The organism is Streptomyces sp. MBT53, assembly GCF_016654115.1.
Classification (GTDB): Bacteria; Actinomycetota; Actinomycetes; order Streptomycetales; family Streptomycetaceae; genus Streptomyces.
Window position 1 is genome coordinate 1 of record NZ_JAEQAZ010000013.1, and the last position, 17,088, is coordinate 17,088.

At 71.0% G+C, this 17,088-nt stretch carries 18 protein-coding genes; 3 read left to right on the forward strand and 15 right to left on the reverse strand.

What is annotated here, in order from left to right; genetic code table 11:
- The 8 genes from JHN45_RS07105 to JHN45_RS07140 form a co-directional block, all read right to left on the reverse strand.
- Positions 1-1,010 (reverse strand): helix-turn-helix domain-containing protein (locus JHN45_RS07105; RefSeq protein WP_374195595.1); only part of this gene is annotated, 1,010 nt, incomplete at its 3' end.
- Positions 1,011-1,177: 167 nt separating this feature from the next.
- The gene (locus JHN45_RS07110; RefSeq protein ID WP_200717642.1) at positions 1,178-1,555 is read right to left on the reverse strand and encodes a hypothetical protein; all 378 of its coding nucleotides are present in this window, start codon (positions 1,553-1,555) and stop codon (positions 1,178-1,180) included.
- Positions 1,556-1,714: 159 nt separating this feature from the next.
- Entirely contained in the window at positions 1,715-1,867 is a 153-nt protein-coding gene (locus JHN45_RS07115; protein WP_201048401.1) for a hypothetical protein, read from the reverse strand.
- Positions 1,857-2,729: a beta-propeller fold lactonase family protein gene (locus JHN45_RS07120; RefSeq protein ID WP_236583448.1), complete on the reverse strand. Its 873-nt coding sequence runs from the start codon at positions 2,727-2,729 to the stop codon at positions 1,857-1,859. Before JHN45_RS07120 ends, JHN45_RS07115 begins: the two co-directional genes overlap by 11 nt.
- 153 nt (positions 2,730-2,882) lie before the next feature.
- Positions 2,883-3,575, reverse strand: a complete 693-nt coding sequence (locus JHN45_RS07125; RefSeq protein ID WP_201048403.1) for a response regulator transcription factor — start codon at positions 3,573-3,575, stop codon at positions 2,883-2,885.
- A complete protein-coding gene (locus JHN45_RS07130) occupies positions 3,572-4,888 on the reverse strand; it encodes a sensor histidine kinase (protein WP_201048404.1) in 1,317 nt (438 codons plus the stop codon). The genes JHN45_RS07125 and JHN45_RS07130 overlap by 4 nt, the downstream gene beginning before the upstream one ends.
- A 103-nt stretch (positions 4,889-4,991) precedes the next feature.
- On the reverse strand, positions 4,992-5,837 hold the full coding sequence (locus JHN45_RS07135) for an ABC transporter permease (RefSeq protein ID WP_201048405.1): 846 nt from the start codon (positions 5,835-5,837) through the stop codon (positions 4,992-4,994).
- Positions 5,834-6,769, reverse strand: coding sequence for an ABC transporter ATP-binding protein (locus tag JHN45_RS07140; protein ID WP_201048406.1), 936 nt, complete (start codon positions 6,767-6,769; stop codon positions 5,834-5,836). Before JHN45_RS07140 ends, JHN45_RS07135 begins: the two co-directional genes overlap by 4 nt.
- A 299-nt stretch (positions 6,770-7,068) precedes the next feature.
- Between JHN45_RS07140 and JHN45_RS07145 the strand changes: the two genes are divergently transcribed.
- Entirely contained in the window at positions 7,069-8,181 is a 1,113-nt protein-coding gene (locus JHN45_RS07145; RefSeq protein WP_374195596.1) for an arabinogalactan endo-beta-1,4-galactanase, read from the forward strand.
- A gap of 100 nt (positions 8,182-8,281) precedes the next feature.
- On the opposite strand, the gene JHN45_RS07150 is transcribed toward JHN45_RS07145, so the two are convergent.
- Positions 8,282-9,295 (reverse strand): glycoside hydrolase family 26 protein, encoded by a 1,014-nt coding sequence (locus JHN45_RS07150; protein WP_201048407.1) that lies wholly within the window; start codon positions 9,293-9,295, stop codon positions 8,282-8,284.
- A 258-nt stretch (positions 9,296-9,553) separates the two neighbouring features.
- On the opposite strand from JHN45_RS07150, the gene JHN45_RS07155 reads away from it, so the two are divergent.
- Positions 9,554-9,775 (forward strand): hypothetical protein, encoded by a 222-nt coding sequence (locus tag JHN45_RS07155; protein ID WP_201048408.1) that lies wholly within the window; start codon positions 9,554-9,556, stop codon positions 9,773-9,775.
- A gap of 9 nt (positions 9,776-9,784) precedes the next feature.
- Here the strand turns inward: JHN45_RS07155 and JHN45_RS07160 are convergent, their stop codons facing one another.
- The 6 genes from JHN45_RS07160 to JHN45_RS07185 form a co-directional block, all read right to left on the reverse strand.
- Positions 9,785-10,648, reverse strand: coding sequence for a GNAT family N-acetyltransferase (locus JHN45_RS07160; RefSeq protein ID WP_201048409.1), 864 nt, complete (start codon positions 10,646-10,648; stop codon positions 9,785-9,787).
- Positions 10,649-10,757: 109 nt separating this feature from the next.
- The gene (locus JHN45_RS07165; protein WP_236583449.1) at positions 10,758-11,534 is read right to left on the reverse strand and encodes an alpha/beta fold hydrolase; all 777 of its coding nucleotides are present in this window, start codon (positions 11,532-11,534) and stop codon (positions 10,758-10,760) included.
- A gap of 82 nt (positions 11,535-11,616) precedes the next feature.
- Positions 11,617-12,519: an alpha/beta fold hydrolase gene (locus JHN45_RS07170; protein ID WP_201048410.1), complete on the reverse strand. Its 903-nt coding sequence runs from the start codon at positions 12,517-12,519 to the stop codon at positions 11,617-11,619.
- 93 nt (positions 12,520-12,612) lie between these two features.
- On the reverse strand, positions 12,613-13,581 hold the full coding sequence (locus JHN45_RS07175) for an RNA polymerase sigma factor (RefSeq protein ID WP_201048411.1): 969 nt from the start codon (positions 13,579-13,581) through the stop codon (positions 12,613-12,615).
- A 154-nt stretch (positions 13,582-13,735) separates the two neighbouring features.
- On the reverse strand, positions 13,736-14,716 hold the full coding sequence (locus JHN45_RS07180; RefSeq protein WP_307783050.1) for a membrane dipeptidase: 981 nt from the start codon (positions 14,714-14,716) through the stop codon (positions 13,736-13,738).
- A 25-nt stretch (positions 14,717-14,741) separates the two neighbouring features.
- Positions 14,742-15,746: a LacI family DNA-binding transcriptional regulator gene (locus JHN45_RS07185; RefSeq protein ID WP_201048413.1), complete on the reverse strand. Its 1,005-nt coding sequence runs from the start codon at positions 15,744-15,746 to the stop codon at positions 14,742-14,744.
- A gap of 137 nt (positions 15,747-15,883) precedes the next feature.
- Here JHN45_RS07185 and JHN45_RS07190 point away from each other — a divergent pair, with 137 nt between their 5' ends.
- Positions 15,884-17,038, forward strand: a complete 1,155-nt coding sequence (locus tag JHN45_RS07190; protein ID WP_201048414.1) for a Gfo/Idh/MocA family protein — start codon at positions 15,884-15,886, stop codon at positions 17,036-17,038.
- The last annotated feature ends 50 nt before the right edge of the window (positions 17,039-17,088 follow it).

The following is a 17,088-nucleotide window of genomic DNA, read 5'->3' on the forward strand; positions in this document are numbered from 1 at the left end:
GCGAGTTCGGCGGGGCGGGTGATGGATTCCCGCAGTTCGGCCACGGACATGGGAAGCAGGACGAACAGTCCGTCGGTGAACACCGGGGCGAGTTCCGGGAGTTCGAGGCAGCGGCCGGTGAAGTCGGCGCGGACGCCGAGCACGACGACGGCGGGGTCCGGGCCCGTGGACAGCGACCGCAGGACCCGGACGAAGGCCCGTCGCTCGCCCTCGTCGGAGCAGAGCGTGAACAACTCCTCGAACTGGTCGACCAGCAGCACCGGGAGGACCGGTGGCGGGCGGCGGCCGTCGGGGCCGGGCGGAGCGCCTTCCGAGCGGGCACGGACCGCTTCCAGCAGGGCCTCGGGCCGCTCGGCCACCTGCCGCGCGGTGAGGTCGAGGTCGCTGCCGAGGACCTTCGCCGTACGTTCGAGGAGTTCGTCCAGCGGATGGGCGGTGGGGGTGACGGCGACCACCGGCCAGCGCTCGGCGCCGGGCATCGGGAAGCCGCCGGGGCGCCGCAGGGCGGGGACGAGACCGGCGTTCAGCAGCGAGGACTTGCCGGCGCCGGACGGCGCGACCAGTAACAGCGGTCCGCCGCCGACGCGTTGGAAGACCCGCTCGACGAGTGCGGCCGTGGCCCGCTCCCGGCCGAAGAACCAGGCCGCGTCCCGCGGGGTGAACGCCGCCAGTCCGCGATACGGACAGGCGGGCGCGGTGCCGTCGGCGGCGGGTCCACCGGCGCGCTCCGCCGGGGCGGCCTCGCGCACCAGCTTGAGCAACTCGCCCTCGGCGCCCAGGATGTGGTCGCACTGGCGGGCCACGTCGACGGTCGCCCGCTTGACGCCGGTCTCGATCTTGCTGAGATAGCCCTTGCTGTAGTGGGTCCGGCGTGCCAGATCGGCCAGCGACAGTCCGCGCTCCCGGCGCAGCCGTCTGAGTTGCGCGGGAAAGGACGGCGTGATGTGCGCGGTGCTCTCCGGCTGGTCGGACCGGTCGGCTGCCGCGTGCTGGTACTGCTGGTCCCCCAAGGCGTCCCCCCTGGCCCTGCCTGCCCGGATCGTGAGACAGCGGATGCCCAGGTTACTGCGGGGGTCGGACAGGGAGCGAAGCGATTCACCCGGAGTGGCGAAAAACGGGACTGCCGGGACCGTCGTGGACCGGTCCCGGCAGTGCTCCCCCGCGGTGAAGGTTTCCGCTACGGGCGGTTGAGGACGATGGAGTTGATGGGTGTGAAGTTGCGGAGGAGGCCGTTGTTCTCGGCGATCGTGTCGGTGCAGTTCGTGCCGTTGGACCCGTTGCACAGGCTCACGGACGCGCCGCCGTACTGGTTGTTGAGGATCCAGTGCTGGCCGAACTGGTTGCTGAGGTTGTGGGCGCCGTAGCTGTAGTACACGTCCGTCGGGTGCGGGTTGTCCTTCGGGACGACTCCCTCGCCGTAGATGCAGACCGCCCCGGACGGGCATCCGTCCCAGGGGACCGTGCCGGCGGGCTTTGCCTGGGCTGCCCCGCTCATCGCGACCAGTGCGGTGGCCGCGGTGGCGAATACGGCGGCGGCGCGGAACATCTTGCGCATGTTTCCCCCTAGCGGGTCTCCTGCGGTGTCGCAGGCCGTGCTCGGTGCTGTCGGGGATCAGCCTGACCCGAGGGACTCCCGGGGTCGACGGGTTTCCTGTTGCCCGTCCGGGGGACGACCGGGAAACCCGGTGTGAGCTGGGATGTCGTGGGGCGGAGGTCAACCGGCGCGGCGTTCGGCCGCCCTCCGCGGGCCCAGTCCGAGCCGCTTCGGCGCGTAGGTGTCCAGCCAGGTCAGCAACCCGTGCAGGATCAGGGTCATCACCACCAGGACGATGAGGCCGGCGAACTCGGTCGCGGCGTCAAGGTTCATGGCGGAGGTGAAGAGTTCGTGGCCGACACCTTCGGAGGAGGCGATGAACTCGCCGCCGATGACGCCGAGGATCGCGAGCGGGCCGCCGGTCCTGAGGGCGGCGAAGAAGGGGGCGGCCGGGGTGGGGATGTTCCGCGGTGAGTTCGGTCAGCAGGTGGGCCTTGCGCCCGTCCGGGTGGAAGACGAGCCGTCGCGGCCCTGCTCCGGCGTCGGTGGCGTGGGCGCCGGGACCGGTCCAGCCCGGGGACAGCGCACCCGTCGTTCCGTCGAAGCCGTGGACGAAGACGCGGTCGGCGCCGAAGTCGGGACCAGGGCGTGGCGGCGGCCGGGTGCGACGACCACCTGGTGCGGGTGCGGGCCCGACTGACGTGGCTGGGCCCCGATCCGGTGTCCACCACGACCGACACGGGCGCGCCGAGTGTGCCGTCCCGGCGGATCGGGAGCGAAGTGGCCAGGCCGCCTCGAAGTTGGCGACGAGGAGGGTGTCCGTGGACCGGTCCACGCCGAGGTACGAGAGGCCGCCGCCGGCCGTGGCTTCGTCGTCCGTGCTCACCTCACCGAGCTGGGCCGGCGCGCCGGTCGTGCGGTCGACGGCGAAGGCGGTGACGATTCCTCCGTTCCGCTGGCTGCCGACGTAGAGCAGCGGGCGGTCCGGATGGGCCGTCACCCAGCCCGAACTGACCTGCGCCACCGGCCCGTTGGGCGTCAGGACTCCTTGGACGGGGTCGAACGCGACGCCGTAGACCTGTCCGCCGTTCCAGCTGCCGACGTGGAGCAGATCGGGTCTCGCCTGTGGAGCGGCTTCGGCGCTCGGCGCTCCGAAGGTCAGCGGCACGGTCGCCGCGGTCGCCGTCGCCGTCATGGCGCCCAATGACGTTCTGCGGGACACAGCCGCTTTGATCTCGACCATGGGAGGCAACAGTTGTCGCGATGCGCGGCAGCGTCCACAGCGTGTACGAAGCTGTCCGTGCGAGTCGCGCGAGTTGAGCTTGCGCGATCAGCACGCCCAACTCGCCTACTGGTCGGGGGCGTTGGGGCGGGCGAGGCCGAGGTCGTAGGCGAGGATCACGGCCTGGATGCGGTCGCGGGCGCCGACCTTCGCCAGGACGCGGCCGACGTGGGTCTTCACCGTCGACTCGGAGACGAAGAGGCGCTCGGCGATCTCGCCGTTGGTCCAGCCCTGGCCGATGGCGAGGAGGATCTCGCGCTCGCGTTCGGTGAGGGAGCGGATGCGGGGGTCGTCCGTGGCCGGAGCCGCCGGAGGGCCTTCGGGTGCGCGTTTCGGCAGGTGTTGGGCGTAGGCGTCGAGCAGGCGGCGGGTGAGAGCGGGGGCGATGACGGCGTCGCCGGATGCCACCGCGCGGATGCCGGCGAGGAGTTCCTCGGGGTGGGCGTCCTTGAGGAGGAAGCCGCTGGCTCCCGCGCGCAGCGCCTCGTGGGCGTACTCGTCGAGGTCGAAGGTGGTGAGGATCAGGATGCGGGAGCGGTCGCCGGCCGCGACGACCCGGCGGGTGGCCTCGATGCCGTCCATGCCGGGCATCCGTACGTCCATCAGGATCACGTCGGGCCGCAGTTCGGCGGCCATCCGCACCGCCTCGCCGCCGTGCCCGGCCTCGCCGACCACCTCGGTGTCGGGGTTGGCCTCCAACAGCATGCGGAATCCGAGGCGTTGGAGGGGCTGGTCGTCCACGATGAGCACGGTCGTCATGCCGCTCCCCCGATCGCGTCGAGCGGGGTGAGGTCGAGGGTGGCCCGTACCGTCCAGCCGCCGCCGGGGGCGGGGCCCGCGGTGACGGTGCCGTGGTAGAGGGCGGCGCGTTCTCTCATGCCGGCGAGTCCGTGTCCTTCGTCGTGGCTCGGTGCGGGTCCTGGAACGGTCCCGGCCGGGCCGGTGTCGTGGCAGTCGATGCGCACCCGGGCGTCCTCGACGTGCACGGTCAGTTCGACGCGGGTGTCGTGGCCCGCGTGCTTGAGGGCGTTGGTGAGGGCCTCCTGCACGATGCGGTACACGGTGAGCTGGACCCCGCGGTCCAGGGCGGCAGGGTCGCCGCCGGTGCGGTACACGACCTGCGGACCGGCCGCGCGGATCCGGGCACACAGGGCGTCGAGGTCGGCGACGCCCGGCTGCGGACTGAGTTCGGGGGCGTCGGGGGTGGGGCTCTGGACGCGCAACACGCCCAGCATGCGCCGGAGTTCGCCGAGGGCCTGGCGGCCGGTGTCGCCGATGAGGAGCAGGGCCTGTTTTCCGCGTTCGGGGGCGAGGTCTGTGGCGTAGGCGCCGCCGTCGGCGAGGGTGATGATGACGGAGAGGTTGTGGCCGATGATGTCGTGCATCTCCCGTGCCACACGGGTGCGTTCGGCGGCGGCGGCGAGCTTGGAGCGCTGGTCGCGCTCCACCTCCAGGCGGGCGGCGCGGTCGCGCAGCACGGCGAGCTGGGCGCGCCGGATGCGGACCACGAAGCCGAGGGCGACGGCCGCGGTGATGGTGCTGAACAGCACGAACAGGGCGTCCAGGACCGGGACTTCGGACGGCAGCCGCAGCGCGAAGAGACCCAGGGCCGCGAGGGTGACCGCGCAGGCGGCGGGCAGTCGCCGCAACTGCCCGTGCAGGACCAGGCTGTAGAGGGAGATCAGCAGGGCGACGTCGGCGCGCAGCCAGACCCCGAGACCGGCCTGGACGAAGAACACCGCGGCGATCAGCGCGAAGGCCAGCGTCGGCCGACGGCGGCGCCACAGCAGCGGCAGCACCAGACCCAGCTGCAGGGCGATGGTCGCCGGCCAGGGCAGGTGGATGAAGCTGTTGTCGAAGCCGCGCCGTCGGCCGTCGTCGCCGTCCAACATGTCCGGCAGGCAGAACATCAGGACGACCAGGACGATCAGAGCCGTGTCCAGCACCCAGGGGTGCCGCCGGTCGCCCTGTTTGACCCGGCGGCCGAACCGGGACAGCCGGCCGGCCACGGGGTGGCTCCACGGGAGGTCCGTCTCCGCGAACAGCACGTGGGCGGGGTCGTCGGCGCTCATCGGTGTCACCGGTCCGGGTTCATGGAGGTCACCTGTCCATTGTGGGGCCCCACGCCGATGCGGCATCCGACCGTCGAGCAGGCCGGATGCCGCGTCGCGTGGCTCAGGCGTCGGACTTCACCAGCCGGTAGGCGGCCCCGCCCAGCGCGAGCGCGGTCCAACCGAGGAAGACCAGGAGTCCGGCGCCGGGCGAGAGGGTCGTCGAGTCGTGGGTCAGCGCGAACATGGCCTGGCCCGCGTTGCTCGGCAGATACGGGCTGATGTTGTCCTGCCAGGAGCTGGGCAGCAGCTCGATCAGTCCGGGCACCAGCATCAGCGAGGCGACCAGCACCGAGATACCGCCGGCGACCGAGCGGAGCCACGCGCCCAGCGCGGTGCCGATCACACCGACCAGGCCGAGGTAGAGCCCGGCGCCGAGCAGGCTCCGGACGACTCCTGCGTGCGAGAAGGAGAGGGCGGCGGGGGTGCCGGAGACGATGCCGCTGACGATCGGGAACGCGACGAACACTCCGACGACGGAGATGCCGAGCGCGACCAGGCCGAACACGAGGGCCTTGGACCACAGCACCGGCAGGCGGCGCGGTACGGCGGCCAGCGTGGAGCGGATCATGCCGGTCGAGTACTCGCCCGCGGTGACCAGGACGCCCAGCACGCCGAGGGCGAGCTGCGCGAAGTTCGTGCCGAAGAGGGAGATGTCGAGCGCGGTGGAGTTGGCGTCGTCGGGCCTCAAGTGCCCGCCGTCGTAGGAGGACTTGTAGTGCGCGGCGGCGATCAGACCGAACGCGATGAGGAACAGCAGGCCGAGGCCGAGGGTGATCCAGGTGGAGCGCAGGGACCACAGCTTGGCCCACTCGGAGCGCAGCACGCGGCGCCCGGTGACCTTGTACGGCGGACGGGCCGGCCGTACGGCTGCGGGTGCGGCGCTGTCGGTCGCGGTGGCGGTGCTCACGCGGCCCTCCCGGGGGTCTCGACGGTGGTGGTGCCGTGGTACTCGACGGCGTCCCGGGTCAGGTCCATGAACGCCTGTTCCAGGGAGACGGTCCGTGCGCTGAGTTCGAAGAGCGGGATGCGGTGCTCGGCGGCCCTGATGCCGATGGCGCGCGCGGTCAGCCCGGTGACGTGCAGTTCCTCGGAGCCGACCTCGCCGGTGATCTCCACACCGGGACCGGCGAGGATCTCGCGGAGTCGGGCGGGCTGCTCGGAGGCCACGGTGACGGTGTCGCCGCCCGCGTGCCGGACCAGGTCCTGCACGGTGGTGTCGGCCAGCAGCCTCCCCCGTCCGACGACGATCAGGTGGTCGGCGACCAGTGCCATCTCGCTCATGAGGTGCGAGGAGACGAAGACGGTACGGCCGTCCGCGGCGAGCCCGGTCAGCAGGTTGCGGATCCACAACACGCCTTCTGGATCAAGGCCGTTGACGGGTTCGTCGAGCATCACGGTCGCCGGGTCGCCGAGCAGCGCGGCGGCGATGCCGAGCCGCTGCCCCATGCCGAGGGAGAAGGCCCCGGCCCGCTTCTTGGCCACGGACTGGAGGCCGGTCAGTTCGATGACCTCGTCGACGCGGCGGCGCGGGATGCCATGCGTGTAGGCCTGTGCCATCAGGTGGTCGAACGCGGAGCGGCCCGGGTGGATCGACTTGGCCTCCAGGAGCGCGCCGACCTCCTGGAGCGGTGCAATGTGCTCGGCGTAGGGCCTGCCGTTGACCGTGACGGTGCCGGCGGTGGGTGCGTCCAGGCCGACGATCATGCGCATCGTCGTGGACTTCCCGGCACCGTTCGGGCCCAGGAAGCCGGTGACCGTGCCCGGCTTGACGACGAAGTCCAGCCGGTCGACCGCCGTCTTCTCCCCGTACCGCTTCGTCAGCTGTTGCGCCTCGATCATCGAATTCCCTCACGCTCACGTGCCACTGCCCCTACCGGACACCGGCAACGCTAGGAGGAAGGGGGCCCCGAACCCGTCGTACCGAGGGGCCGTTGCGGGGACGGGCGTAGTACCTCGGTACGACTATGTGATGCGTGTTGTGTACGTTCCCACTCCATTCGCGCGAACGTCACGTCCACCAACTGCGGGAAATACAACCGTCACACATATTTACAGTGCCTGTTACCTCTCTTACTGTGAACGTTCTCAGAATCCAACCGCATGCGCATGTCAGTCGACCCAAGGAGGTCGGGTACCCCGTGAAAATCCCGGGCCGCATAGTGAAGGCCGCCTTGCTGCTGGCCGCCGTCGCCCTGCCGGCGGCGATGCTCACCCCCACGGACGCCGCCGCCGCGAACTCGCTCACCATGCTCGGCGCCGACGTCTCGTCCGCTCAGCGCGCGATCGACCTCGGCGCCAAGTACTACGACTCCAGCGGGACCGCCAAGGACCCGCTCGACATCCTCAAGGGCGCCGGCGTCAACTACGTCCGCCTGCGGATCTGGAACAACCCCGCCAGCGGCTACAACAACAAGGCGAAGGTGCTGGCCTACGCGAAGCAGGTCAAGGCCAAGGGCCTCAAGCTGCTGATCGACTTCCACTACTCCGACACCTGGGCCGACCCGGGCAAGCAGTACAAGCCGGCGGCCTGGGCGAGCCACGGCATCAGCGCGCTGCAGACCGACGTCTACAACTACACCTACGACGTCTGCAACAGCCTCAAGTCCCAGGGCACCACCCCCGACAGCGTGCAGATCGGCAACGAGATCAACGTCGGCATGCTGTGGGACGACGGCAAGGTCGTCAACAACAGCTTCACCAACCTCGGACTGCTGCTGAAGTCCGGCTACAACGCGACCAAGGCCTGCAACAGTTCCACCCAGGTGATCATCCACACCGCCGACGCGGACAGCGACTCCAACGCCCGCTGGTTCTACGACGGCATCAAGGCGCAGGGCGTCAACTGGGACATCACCGGGCTGAGTTACTACTGCATGTGGCACGGCACGCTGGCCAACATGGGCAGCGTCGTCTCGGACATGAAGTCCCGCTACGGCAAGGACGTCATCATCGCGGAGACGGCCTACCCGTTCACCTCGTCCGACGCGGACAGTACGGCGAACTCGGTGACGTCGGGGTGCTCGGGCTATCCGCTGACCTGGGCGGGCCAGGGCGCGGAGTTCACCGCCGTGCAGAACACGGCGCGCAGCGCGGGTGCGATCGGCGTCTTCTACTGGGAGCCGACCTGGTACGCGGTCACGGGCAACGGCTGGGACCCGGCCAACATCGCGACCAGCGGGGACGGTTGGGACAACATGGCGATCTTCAACTGGACCGGGCAGGTGAATCCGAACGTGAAGTGGACGGCGTAGCGGGGTAGTTCGAGGTCGTCGTCCCGAACGGCATCGCCTGCTTCCACGGGCGGTGCCGTTCTGCGCGTTCAAGGTACGGGGCAGTCAAGGTACGGGGCAATCAGGGCTGATGATCCGTCAGCGCACGGTATACGGCCGCCGACTTGGGGTTGGCGCGGCAGCGCCACACTCCGTGCGGGCAGTAGTCGCTGATGGTCTGGTAGAGAGGGTGCTGTCCTGCCATCCAGGTCAGCATGCCGCGCATGTAGGTGGGGTTGTCGCCGTTGTCGAACAGGCCCCACTCGGGGTAGGCGATCGGCTTGTGATGGGCGCGGGCGAAGTCGACCTGCGCCAACAGGCCGTACGGTTCGGTGAGTTGGCCGGTGAAGGACAGGCCCCGGGGGGCGTCGTAGGCGTCCATGCCGATGACGTCGACGTAGGCGTCGCCGGGGTAGCAGTCGGTCCAGGGGATCGCGTCGTGACCGCGGTTCGGGGTGAAGTCGAAGCGGAGGCGCTGCCCGGGGACGGATCGCATCGCGGCGACGATACGGGTCCAGTACTTCTTCCACGCCGCGGGATCGGGCGCGCAGCGGTGGGTGTAGGTGGTGCCGTTCATCTCCCACCCGAGGACGATCTCGGTGTCCGGGGCGCCGAGTTGGACCAGACGGCGGGCGAGTGCGCGGAAGTGGTCGTCGTAGCGTCCGCCCGCCCCGTCCCCCAACTCGGCGCGGACCACGTCGTCGGGCAGGTGGGCCTCGTTGCGGTCCAGCATCGGGACGTTGAGGACCAGCAGGCGCTCCTGCCGGGCGCGCCGCCACTGGGCCCACTGGTCCAGGTCGCCGGTGGCGCCCTCGATGCCGGTCCAGGTGTCGCCGGGCAGATACGCGTGGCCGACCCGGGGTTCGGGCCGGCCGAGCCAGGCGCCGAACTCCGCGACCCGGCGGACGGCGTCGGGGCCGTAGCCGACGTAGGCGCCGTAGGCCGTCGGGGGGCCGGACGGGTGGGCCGGGGCCGCCCGCACGGGTCGGGGCGAGGGCTCGCCACCGGGCACACAGGCCGGTCCGGCCAACAGCACGAACGCGAGCACGGCGGTGAACAGGGCCGGCAGACTGCGGCGCGTCCCGTGCGGGGCCACTGGACGCCTCTCCTTCTTCCCGGGTGCGTGGGGCGCCGAACGGCTCCGACGCCCGAGCAACGTACCAGCGCGGGGCAGAAGATGACGTAGCACGCCATTCACGACATGCCTACGAGGCGGCGGCGCGGGCCGGGGCGTCGTCGGTGCTCGGCACGCCGGATGAGGGGTCGCGGCTCAGGCCCCGTGCCCTGTGACTGCTGCTGGACCTCTCCGGGGTCGCGATCCGCACCGACCGGCACGAGGAGGCGGCGGCGCGCCATGCAGACGGACGCCGGGGCGATGGCCGTCGCGGACTTCGTCGGCCACGACCTGTTCGAGGCGACGGCCGTCACGGCACCGACGAACAAGCAGATCGGCGCGCGGCTCTTCCTGTCCCCGCGCACGGCGGCCGCTCATCTCCCCAGCCACTCCGGGAAGTTGGACGTCCCCGTCCCTTCCTGGAGCGGTCCACACGGCGCGCCGACCGCCCCGGTTCCGTGACACCCCGGCTCAGTTCCCGGGCGTGCCCGCCTCGTCGGGGTTCAAGTGCCAGCGCCAGTTGGGGCGTTCGTAGGCGACCTCGAAGCCGAGGCGGAGCATGTTGTGCAGGGAGCTGTTGTGGGTGCCGGGCTGTTCGGCGCCCGTCTCGGCGACGAGGACCCGGCAGCCCAGCTTCCGTGCCGCGCGGGCCCGGGCGGCGAGCAGTGCGGTCTGGCCGCCGTGACCGCGTGCGTGGGGCAGTACGGCGCCGGCGAACATCTGCGCCGTCTCGCCGCGGACGAGCAGGGTGCCGGTACCGACCAACTCCCCGTCCAGCCAGGCGGCGTAGGGATGCCAGCCCAGCCGGGTCACGGTCGAGGCGGCCATCTCGGCGTAGTGCTCGACCGGTGTGCCGAAGGCCCGCATCATCACCGTGCCCCATTCCAGGGCCTCTTCGGCGGCCAGCGGGGTGACCCTGATGCCGTTGGAACGGTCCAGGGCGTCGGCGCGGGCGACGGCCTCTTCGGTCGGGCAGACGAGCTTCACCCAGGACGGGGCGCGGACGATGCCCTCCCGCGCGCAGATCTCCGGCCAGTCCTCGGGCAGGAAGGCGGGCGCGATCTGCAGAACGGCCTGCGGGGTGCGCTCGGCACGGTAGAAGTCGCAGACCTCCTCGACCAGTTGGGCGGTGACGGGGGCGGTCACTCCGAAACCGAGGGCCTTGCTCCAGAAGTGGGTGCTGTCGTTGCGCATCGACAGCACGACCCCGCCGCCGATCCGGGTGGCGCTCATGCCGAGCGCGGTGCGGACGGGCTCTGGGGTCTCAGTCTGGAATCGGTAGAGGGCCTCCGCCTCGGACTGCTCGGCGACGGACGGCTGGACGACGGTCGTCAAGGTGCTGCTTCTTTCTCGGGTGGTCCCGGGAGGGGCACGCGGGCAGCCCGCCTGAGGGGAACAGGCGGGCTGTCGCGGTGAATTGACAGGTGGTCAGGGGGGCGATTCGTCAGAGGGTTCGAGTCGTCAGGGGGTTCGGGTGGCCAGTGGGTGTCGGAGGGAACGGCGTACCGGGTGGCTCCGGCGACCCGGTACGGAGTGCACGGTCGGCCGCGGCCCGCTTGATCAGTTCCACGACCGCCTCCGGGCGGGAGACGTAGATGGCGTGGCTGCCCTCGGCCTCGGAGACGGTGGCGCCGGCCCGCTCGGCCATCCGGTGCTGGACCGGCGGCGGGATCATACGGTCCTCGGTCGTGACGAGGTACCAGCTGGGCCTGGTCCGCCAGGCGGGCTCGGTGATCGTACCGCCGAGCGCGTCCAGGCCCCACGGCACCTGGGCGTCGGCCAGGAACGCGGCGTCCTCGGCCGGCAGGTCGCCCGCGAACGACGCGGCGAACTTGTCCCGGTCCAGGAACAGGAAGCCGTCGACCGGCGGCAGGATCGGCGGTACGGGCGCGCCGGGCGCCGGGTCCGCGACCAGGGTGCCGACCGACTCGTCCTTGTCCGGCGCGAACGCCGCGATGTAGGCGAGCGCGGCCACCTTGTCGTGGCGGCCGGCCTCGGTGATCACGGCGCCGCCGTAGGAGTGGCCGACGAGCACCGCCGGACCGTCCAGGGCGTCGAGGGCGCGGTGGGTGACGGCGACGTCGCCCTCGAGGGACAGGGTCGGGTTCTGTACGACGCTGACGCGGTATCCGTCCTGGGTGAGCAGGCGGTACACGGACTGCCATCCGGAACCGTCGACGAATCCGCCGTGCACGAGGACGATGTTCTTGACGGCGCTCATGCCGTTGCTCCTTGTTTGTCGGAAACCCTCCGGACAGCTCCACGCTAGGCCGGACCGTTCGCGGGGGCTTCGACCGAATGACCTAGTTCCGGCCGGTGGCCTCGACGAACGCGGTCACCGCCTTCGCGAAGGCCTCCGGTTCCTCCAGGTGCCCGAAGTGCCCGCTGTTCTCCAGGATCACCAGATCCGAACCCGGGATGAGTCCGTGGAGTTCCTCGGCCCAGCGCACTCCACAGATGAAGTCGTGGCGGCCGACGAGGACGAGGGTCGGCACCGTGAGCGCGCCAAGGGTGGCGCGGTCGTCGACGACGTCCGGGGTGTGGTCCTCGCCCAGTCCGGAGATGTGGGTGGCCGCCACGGCCTCCCGGACGGGGGCGAACTCGGCTTCCCGGCCCCAGAAGTCGGCGAAGTAGGCGGGGAAGAGCCCGCGGGCCACGGCGGTGGTCCCCGCGTCGTCGGAGATGCCGGGGATGTTCTGGAACGCTTCAACGACCTCGGGGAGCCCTGGGTTGTCCGCGTGCCGGGCGGCGAACTCCTGCACCAGGCGCATGGCCTCGGCGCCGTGCTCGGGACCGGTCACCGGTGCGCTCTCGTAGAGGATCACGCCGGCGAGGCGGTCGGGCTGGTGCAGCGCGTGGTACTGGGCGACGAAGCCGCCGTGGGAGTGTCCGAGGAGGTGCACCTTGGGGACGCCGAGGTGGTCGATCAGTGCCGTGAGGAAGCGGCTGTAGCGGGCCCGGGTGTAGCCGTGCGGGTGGGTGGGCAGCCGGCCGGAGGCGCCGGTGCCGACGGGTTCCGGGTAGACGACCGTGAGGTGCTCCTCCAGCGCGGGCATGCGCAGGTACTCCCAGAAGATGCCGGGTCCCCCGGAGTGCGCGACGCACACTGGACCGGTCCCGTGGACGTGGTAGCGCTGTGTGACTCCGTCGATCTCGACGGTGTGCGTTCCGGTGGCGAGCGGGTCGGTCGAAGAGGTGGTGCTCATGGGATCTCCTTGTCCGGCACGTGGCGATGAGGCGATGACACGGACAGGACGCGGGAGAAAGGGCGAAGTTCGAAACGGGTCGCGTGATGCCCGTCACACCAGCAGGGAGTGCGGGACCGGTACCGGCCGGGGGTGGACGAGGCGGAGGCGGTGCACCCGTCCGGCGGCGTCCAGGCTCATCAGCCAGGCCACGGCGGGCGGGCAGTGCTCGGGGTCGTCGTCGGGGTTGCTGATGTCCATCTCCCAGACGACGAGCGACCGGCTGGCCACGGCGTGCGCGAGGTGCTGCCGTACGCCCGCCTCCAGGTCGCACTCCATTCCGCGCACCAACAGGCTTCTGCCGCCCACCGGTTCACCGCCGCGGACCAACGCGGCCTCGGGCGACCACCGTTCGGTGACCAGCTTGCCGAAGTGTCCGCTCTCGGCCGCCTCCAGGGTCTCGCGGGCCTCGACACGGCTGGCGCGGGTACGGCGGCCGGCGTCGCCGTGCGGTGCGTCGGCCGTGGCGGCGAGGGCCAGCGCGAGCCTGGCCCGCCCCTGGCTGAGGCGGCTCCGAACGGTGCCCACGGGGATCCCGCAGGCCTCCGCGATCCGCTCGTACGAGGTGACGCCGACGCTGAAGTGCCGTAGTACCAGGGGCAGTCGGAGCGCGGGCGACAGTTCCTCGATGGCCTCCCAGATCCAGTCCCGCATCGTGTGGTGCTCCAGCCACTGTTCCGGGCCGGACTCCGTGGCGGGCACATGGAGGTCGTCAAGGGGCCGGAGGTCGACGGTGCCGCGCAGCAGCGAGCGGGCGGTGTTGCGCACGATCATCCGCAGCCACGGCCCCACGGCCTCCGGGTCGCGCACGTCACCGATCCGCCGCAGGGCGGTCAGCGCCGCGTCCTGCACCACGTCGTCGACGTCGGGCCCTGGCCCGAGCACACTGACCGCGACCGCGCGCATCCCGGCCCGGTGCCGCTCCAGCAGCAGCCCGAGGGCGGCGACGTCACCGGCCTGCGCGGCCAGGGTGAGCGCCGCGTCCTCGATGCGCGTGATCTCGCCCGTGTTGCGGCTGCTCATGCTGTTCCTCTTCCGGCGTTCCCGTCGTCCCCACGAACGTAACGGGCGTGCCGGATGACGTCACATCGCGGGGGTGGTCCGACTGGACCGGTCCGGGTTGGGTCCAGACCGGTTTGGAGCGGTCCAGAGCGGGCTCGGGCGGGCCGGGCGCCCGTTACCGCCACACCCGCTCCGCCACTCGGCGGAAGTTGCCGCCGAGGATCGCGGCGACAACGTCCTCGGGATATCCCCGGGCTCGCAGCGCGCCCTCAACGGTCAACAGGCCTTCCGGCGGCATGAATTGGATCGGTCCCCAGCGGGTGTAGCACTCGGGGTACAGCTCCGGGCTCCGGGCGAGCATCGCGTTGAAGTCCCCTTCGTCGAAGGGGTAGTCGGTGGACACCCCGACGTGTTCCGGCCCGACGAGGTCGACGGCGTGGTCGATGTGCCGTACGAGGGCCTCCACGGAGGCGTCGTTGGGGCCGAGGAAGATGCCGACGCCGGTGATCCCGACGACGCCACCGGTGGCGGCGCACTCCTTGGCCTGTTCGTCGGTGATGTTGCGGGGGTGGTCCCACACCGCGCGCATGCTGGAGTGGCTGTAGACGACGGGGAGTTGGGACACCTCGCACAGGTCGAGGCCGGTACGGGCACCGCAGTGCGAGCCGTCCGCCACCATGCCGACGGCGTTCAACTCCCGTACCAGCGCCCGCCCGTAGCCGGTGAGTCCCTCGTCGACCGGGTCGAGGCAGCCGCCGCCGGCCGCGTTGCGGGTGTTGTAGCTCGGCAACAGGGTGCGCACACCGAGGTCGTAGAAGTACTTGACCCGGTCCAAGTCCCCTTCCAGCGGCCTGGAATCCTCCAGGTCGAAGGCGACCGCAACCTGCCCCGCGCGCACGGCGTCGTCGATGTCGTCGACGGCCGCGACCAGTCGCAGCCGGTCGTCCGCCGCGATCCGTTCCCGCCAGTTCGCCACCAGGCCGGTGACGTCGTCGGCGCCGTGCGGCGCGTAGCCGACGTTCACCGAGACGAAGCTGCCGCCGGGTCTGCGGTAGCGGGCGAGTTCACCGACGTCGGCGTTCTTCTCCAGGGCCAGGCAGCAGTGTTGTTCCCAGAGCAGGGGCGGGCGGCGCGCTTCCGTGGATTCGTTCGACACCGTACGGATCATGCCCGCGTCGGAGCTACTCCGTCGAGGGCGGTCCCGTGCTCCCTCGCACCTCGAGCCTCGGCTCCGACAGCACCGTCTCCTCCGCCCGCCTCGGGTCCTTCATCCGTTGGATGAGGAGCTGCGCGGCGCGGCGGCCGATGTCATGGCTGCCGTTGTCGACGGTGGTGAGCCAGAGGTGTCGTAGGCGCGCGAGGTATGTGTTGTCGTAGCCGACGAGGGACAGGTCCCGAGGCACCTGAAGGCCCAGTTCCTCGGCCGCCGAGAGCGCGCCGACGCACGCGATGTCGTTGAAGGCGAAGACGGCCGTGGGGCGTTCCGGGGCGGTGAGCAGGCGGACCATCGCGCGGTAACCGCCCTCCTCGGTGTGGTCGCCCTGTTCGACCGTCGCGAGGTCGGTCAGGCCGTGGGCGCCCATGACCACTTCGAAGGACATGCAGCGCAGTGCGCCGGCGACGCCCTGGCCGGCGATGTGGGCGATGCGACGGTGGCCCAGGTCGATGAGGTGCTCGGTGGCCAGGGTGGCGCCGTACGAGTCGTCGCCGGCCACGACGTCGACGTGGCGCAGGACCGGCTCTACGGCGCCGGCGATCACCGTGGGGATGTGGGTGGCGGCGGTGAGGAGTTCGTCGGAGCCGGGGAGGGTGCCCACCGCGATCAGGCCGTCGACGCGGAGTTCCGTGAAGATGCGGGTGAGGTCCTCGCCGAGATGGCGGTTGAGGCGGCCGTCGGCCAGCATCATGTGCAGGCCGTTCTCGTGCAGGCGGGAACCCAGGCCGTCGAGGAGTTCCACGAACCAGGGGTTGCGCAGGTCGTTCAGCAGAACGCCCACCGAGCGGGTACGGCGCTCGCTGAGGCTGCGGGCGGCCGCGTTCGGGCGGTAGCCGAGTTCCTTCACGGCGGCCAGCACGGCCTGCCGTTTCTCCGGTCGGACCTGCTCGGATCCGCGCAGCACCAGGGAGACCAGGGATTTCGACACGCCGGCCCGCTCGGCGACATCACGGATGGTCGGAGCGCTCATGGCTGGACCGTTCCATGCGGTCGCGCCCCCTGTCAAAGGCGCGGACACTCGGTGTTGACATCCACGTATTGACATCAGGACGAACGGGTTCCACTGTGGCGGAGACAGTTTATGGACCGGTCCAAAGAAGGGCAGTCATGGTGACCTCGCTCGGTGTAGCCGTCGTGGGCTTCGGATGGATGGGGCGGGTGCACACCCAGGCGTACGCCCGTGTCCCGCACCACTTTCCGCAGCTGACCGTGCGGCCGCAGCTCGTGTCGGTCGCCGAGGACGTGCCCGGGCGGGCCGAGCAGGCGGCCGAGCAGTTCGGCTTCGCCTCCACCACTCGCGACTGGCGCGAGGTGGTCACCGACCCGCGCGTGCAGGCGGTCAGCATCACCGCGCCGAACTTCCTGCACCGCGAGATCGGCGTCGCGATGGCCGAGGCCGGCAAGCACATCTGGATCGAGAAGCCGGTGGGCCTGTCGACCGCGGACGCCTCCGCGGTGTCCGACGCCGTCGCCAAGGCCGGAGTCCAGGGCGCGGTCGGCTTCAACTACCGCAATGCGCCCGCCGTGGAGGCCGCCCGCGACCTGATCGCCTCCGGCGAGCTGGGCCTGGTCACCCACATCCGTGTCCGCCTCTTCAGCGACTACGCGGCCCACCCGGACGGCGCCCTGACCTGGCGCTACGAGCTGGAGCGCGGCGGCCACGGAGTCCTCGGCGACCTGGCCTCGCACGGCGCGGACCTCGCCCGCTACCTCCTCGGCGACATCACCTCCCTCGCCGCCGACACCGCGATCTTCCTGCCGCAGCGGGCCCGCCCCACCGGCGCGACCGCGGGCCACGCACTGGCCACGGGCGGCGAGTTGGGCCCGGTGGAGAACGAGGACTACGTCAACTGCCTGCTGCGCTTCGCCTCCGGCGCTCGAGGTGTCCTGGAGGCCTGCCGGGTCTCGGTCGGCGAGCAGAACAACTACGGCTTCGAGGTGCACGGCACCAAGGGCGCGGTGTTCTGGGACTTCCGCCGGATGAACGAGCTGGCGGTCAGCCGCGGCACCACGTACCAGGACCAGCCCGTCACCACGGTGTATGTCGGCCCGGGCGACGGCGAGTTTGGAGCGTTCCAACCCGGTGCGGCGAACGCGATGGGCTACGACGACCTCAAGGTGATCGAGGCCTACCGCTTCCTGCGCTCCGTCGCCGAGGGCAAGCCGTACGGCGCCACGCTCCCGGACGCCGTGCACAGCGCGGCGGTACTGGACGCCATGGTGCGCTCCGTCGAGAGCGGCGGCTGGGCGAGCCCGGCATGAACGGCACCCGGGTGAGCCCGGCCTGGAGAGGCACCCCGGTGAGCCCGGCA